Source organism: Synechococcus sp. WC101 (assembly GCF_047461555.1).
Classification (GTDB): Bacteria; Cyanobacteriota; Cyanobacteriia; order Thermostichales; family Thermostichaceae; genus Thermostichus.
On sequence record NZ_JANSHG010000186.1, the window covers coordinates 1 to 4,173 of the forward strand.

The 4,173-nt window shown below is 61.2% G+C and carries 6 protein-coding genes; 4 read left to right on the top strand and 2 right to left on the bottom strand.

The features are described from left to right. Nucleotides 1–253 (bottom strand): hypothetical protein (locus NW809_RS11045; RefSeq protein ID WP_414402143.1); only part of this gene is annotated, 253 nt, incomplete at its 3' end. Between the two features lie 372 nt (nucleotides 254–625). Further along, nucleotides 626–1,165 (bottom strand): ATP synthase F0 subunit B, encoded by a 540-nt coding sequence (locus NW809_RS11050; RefSeq protein ID WP_414402144.1) that lies wholly within the window; start codon nucleotides 1,163–1,165, stop codon nucleotides 626–628. 179 nt (nucleotides 1,166–1,344) lie between these two features. Between NW809_RS11050 and NW809_RS11055 the strand changes: the two genes are divergently transcribed. The 4 genes from NW809_RS11055 to NW809_RS11070 form a co-directional block, all read left to right on the top strand. Continuing rightward, on the top strand, nucleotides 1,345–1,599 hold the full coding sequence (locus NW809_RS11055) for a DUF751 family protein (RefSeq protein WP_041439081.1): 255 nt from the start codon (nucleotides 1,345–1,347) through the stop codon (nucleotides 1,597–1,599). An 11-nt stretch (nucleotides 1,600–1,610) separates the two neighbouring features. Continuing rightward, on the top strand, nucleotides 1,611–1,781 hold the full coding sequence (locus tag NW809_RS11060; protein ID WP_011430576.1) for a PCP reductase family protein: 171 nt from the start codon (nucleotides 1,611–1,613) through the stop codon (nucleotides 1,779–1,781). Nucleotides 1,782–1,864: 83 nt separating this feature from the next. After that, on the top strand, nucleotides 1,865–3,400 hold the full coding sequence (locus NW809_RS11065; protein WP_414402145.1) for a site-2 protease family protein: 1,536 nt from the start codon (nucleotides 1,865–1,867) through the stop codon (nucleotides 3,398–3,400). 45 nt (nucleotides 3,401–3,445) lie between these two features. Beyond that, on the top strand, nucleotides 3,446–4,173 hold a 728-nt coding region (locus NW809_RS11070; RefSeq protein WP_414402146.1), incomplete at its 3' end, for an aspartate kinase.

Below are 4,173 nucleotides of genomic sequence, written 5' to 3' on the forward strand. Positions count from 1 at the left end.
CCTTGAGGCGGTTCTGCAGCCAGGTGCCAACGCCGGTTTTGCCGTCGTTGGGCATTTCGGTTTGGAAGTCGCTGTACATCAGCAACAACTGGCTGCGAGATTGGAGCACAGCATTCTCTTGGATCAACTTCGGCAGGGAGAGGCTGGCGGCTGGATTGGCCCCTTTGATCCCTTTGGCCGATTCACGGCGACGGCTGCGGGAACGGGAGTTGGCATTTTCGCGGTTCTTACGGGCTTTCGGTTCAATGGTCATAGAATCTCCTAGACGACTGAGTGGTTCCCCAAAAGGGGTAAAAGCCGGAACTCGCAGGCTGAGGACAGAGCCCGCCGCGGAAGGTAGCTCGATGAGTCCAATGTTGGGGCAATCGCTGAGAAGAGGAACACACGCTCTCAGTTAAGCGAAGGGAGAACTGCGCCAGCTTGCCACAAAAGCTCGAGGTTCCTTGCCTGCAGCAGCAATCTACAGCGCGTCGAGTTCCTGGCCGCCCATCCGAGACTTGTCTTCGTCTTTCCTGGCGGAGGTTAGTTTGGTTACCACAGATCCGCAGGGTAAAGAAGCCCGGATGCTACCTTATTATATTGGCCTAAAACTGAACCGATGAACACTCTCTGGTCGAGCACAAATTTAGGTCTGAAGGTTTTGTCGCCCGTTGCGGATCACCCGCAGAGACTCCAACAGCCGCAGCTCTAGGTCTTGCAAAACCTGATCCACGTAATGATGGGCCTCCCGTTGTAGGCGCTCCGACTCCTGCAGCGTCTGTCGCCGCACCTCCTCGCTCTGTTGGTAGGTTTGCCGCAACAACTGTTCCGCCTGAGCTTGAGCCTGGCGGAGGATGGTGGATTCGCTCACAAGCTGCTCGGCTCGGCGCTGGGCCATGGCCACGATCTCTTGGGCGTAGCGATGGGCCTCGGCCAAAATCTGATCCCGCTGGCGCAGCACCTCCTCGGCTTCCTCCAAGGCTGTGGGCAGGTTGAGGCGGATGAAGTCCAACTGCTCCAGGATCTTCTCTTCGTCGATAAGGGTGCGAGACCAGAACAGACGAGGACTGCTGAGAATGGCTGCCTCCAGTTGATCCAAAGCCTCCTGGACGCGCATCAGCGCCAGGGTCTGTTCCCCAAGCAGGTCACCGGCGCGATTGAGGGCATCGGGGGGCAATTCTCGCATCAGGCCAGAGAGTGGGTGGCTGGGCTGAGCTAAGCAGGCAGGATAACGCCTACCATATCAGGTTCTCGCGGTTCTGAGCCTGGGCGGCTTCCCCCTGGTTCCTATCCCTCTTCAGCCGGGGGGACAGAAACCGGTCTCTGTGGCAAACTGAGGGGAAGTTGTTGGATTGCGATCTGCCCATGCCACAGCCGCAGCCTCCTCGTCGACTGGAAGATCAATTTGTGGAGAATGTCTCCCGCTACCCTACCTACTTCATTACCGTCTTGCTGGGGGGGATCTGGGCTGGCTTACAGCCTTTTGTTAACCTGTACCGCAAAAGTCCGACCTCGGCAGCCCTGGTTGTGCTGGGATCCCTGCTGTTGCTGCTGTTTGTCTATTTCACCCTGCGAGGCATGACAGGGCACACTCTCCTGCCGGCGTGGATGTTGCGTTGAGGGCAGGGGGGATGGACGAAGCGATAGAGTGGACGCCAGAAGCAGAGGCGCGCCTTAAAGAAATCCCCTTCTTTGTGCGTCCGGCTGCCCGTAAGAAGATTGAACAGTTTGCCCGCGAAGCCGGGATCCAGAAGATCACAGTGGCAGTTTACGAGCAGGCCAAGCAAAAGTTTGGCTCTTGAGGGATCCCCCCTGCTGGCCATAGCAGGGAGATTGGGTTTGCCGCTAGCTTGGTAGAGGTGTTCTCCTCTGTTTTTTGCAACTCATGGCAGATTGGATCCTGTTGGCACTGGTGGGTTCTGCAACCTACCTGCTGCTGCAAAAAAGTGTGGCCCGCCTCTCCAAGGTGCCCTGGCGGATCCTGTGGCTGGTGATGATGATGCCCCCTTTGATCTGGGTGCTGGGGCGTCAGGTGTTTCAGTACGAAATGCCCCCCCTGCTCATGTTGGGGCTGTTTCTGGCTTCCTATTTTACCAGCATGACTTTGGTACGCCGGGGGCGCCTCCGACCTCCAACGGCAGGCTCTCAACCGGGGGCGGAAAACACCTCGCCGGTTGCGGGATCGGATCGCGAGTCTTTGCTTGAAGCAGAGGAAGAAAAGGAGGACAGTGCTGCAGATCTGGCCTCGGCGGCTCTTGTCCACACCCCCATCTCGGAGGTGCCGCGAGAAAAGCTCAACCACTGCTTCCCCTGGAATGTTTTTTATTTGCAAAGCGTGGAGTACCGTCCCCAGGCCATCATCTGCCGCGGCAATTTGCGGGCGGATCCCACGGAAGCCTATGAGCGGGTGCAGCGCAATGTAGAAAACACTTTTGGCAAACGCTTCTTGGTGGTGCTGCAGGAGGGGTTTGCCGGCAAGCCTTTTTTTGCCTTGGTGCCCAACCCGGCGGCACGGCGCTCCCTAACCCGTCAGCAGGAGTGGCCTCTGCTGGCGCTGGGGCTGCTGCTGTTTACCTTTTGGACGACTCTCACTGCCGGGGCCCAGGCGGCTGGGGTCGGCCCTGACCGGCTGCTGCATCTCCCGTCTCTGCTGAAGGGGTTGCCCTACGCAGTTGGGATCCTGGCCATTCTGGGATCCCATGAGGGGATCCGCTACTGGGTGGCCCGCCGCCACGGCATCAAAACCTCGCTGCCCTATTTCATCCCGGTGCCCTTTGTGTTAGGAACTTTCGGGGCTTTCATCGAGCTGAAAGAGCCGGTGCCCAACCGCAAGGTGTTGTTTGATATTGCCATTGCCGGGCCGCTGGCGGGCAGCCTGGTTGCTTTGGCGATGTTGCTGCTGGGGCTGTCCTTTTCGGCGCCTGGGGATCCGCCGGCGGTGCCGGAGGGGCAGCCCACCCCAATTAGCTTCCATCGCATCGACCCACGCCTCTCGGTGCTGCTGGCGATCTTGGCGCGTATGGTGCTGGGGGATCAGTTGCAGCCGGGCCAGGTGATCGATCTGCACCCGCTGGCCTTTGCCGGCTGGCTGGGCCTGGTGGTGATCGCGTTTAACCTGGTGCCGGTGGGCCAACTGGATGGGGGCCACATTGTCCACGCCATCTATGGCCAGCAGATGGGGGCCAATGTGGGGCGAGTGACTCGCTGGCTGGTGCTGCTGTTGGCTTTGACGGTCCAGCCCTGGCTACTCTTGTGGGCGCTGCTGCTGTTTGTCATCTCCAGCGCCGACGAGCCGGCCCTCAACGACGTCACGGAGCTGGACGAGGGGCGGGATCTGCTGGGGCTGGGGATGCTGACGCTGCTGGTGCTGATCCTGCTGCCGGTGCCGCCCTTTTTGCAAAGCTGGCTGGCCTTGGCCTAGTTCGGGGTAGGATCCAAACCACGTCCAACCAGCTCAGCCCAAGCCATGCAAGCGGGTTTAATTGTCCAGAAGTACGGCGGCACCTCCGTCGGCTCCATCGAGCGCATCCAAGCCGTGGCCCAGCGGGTGGCCCACACGGTGGATCGGGGGCAGCGGGTGGTGGTGGTGGTCTCGGCCATGGGGGACGAAACCGACCGCCTCGTGGAGCTGGGGGAGCAGATCTTGCAGGGATCCCCGACCACGCCGGCCCAGTGGCGGGAGTGGGACATGCTCCTTTCCACGGGCGAGCAGGTAAGCATTGCCCTGCTGGCGTTGGCGCTGCAGCGCTTGGGCTACCCTGCCCTCTCCTTGACGGCGGCCCAGGTGGGCATCGTCACCACCCGGGATCACGGGCGGGCCCGCATTTTGCACATCCACACCGACCGCCTCTGGCAACACCTAGAGCGGGGAGAGGTGGTGGTGGTGGCCGGGTTTCAGGGCATCACCAGCCCGGCGGAGCTGGAGATCACCACCCTGGGGCGGGGGGGATCGGACACCACAGCGGTGGCCTTGGCGGTGGCTTTGGGGGCAGAGCTGTGTGAGATCTACACCGATGTGCCGGGGATCTTTACCACCGACCCGCGCAAGGTACCCGAGGCCAGGCTGTTGCCGGAGATTACCGCCGACGAGATGCTGGAGCTGGCCAGCCTGGGGGCGCAGGTGCTCCACCCCCGCTCGGTGGAGATTGCCCGCAACTACGGCGTCAAGCTGCGGGTGCGCTCCAGCCTGGAACC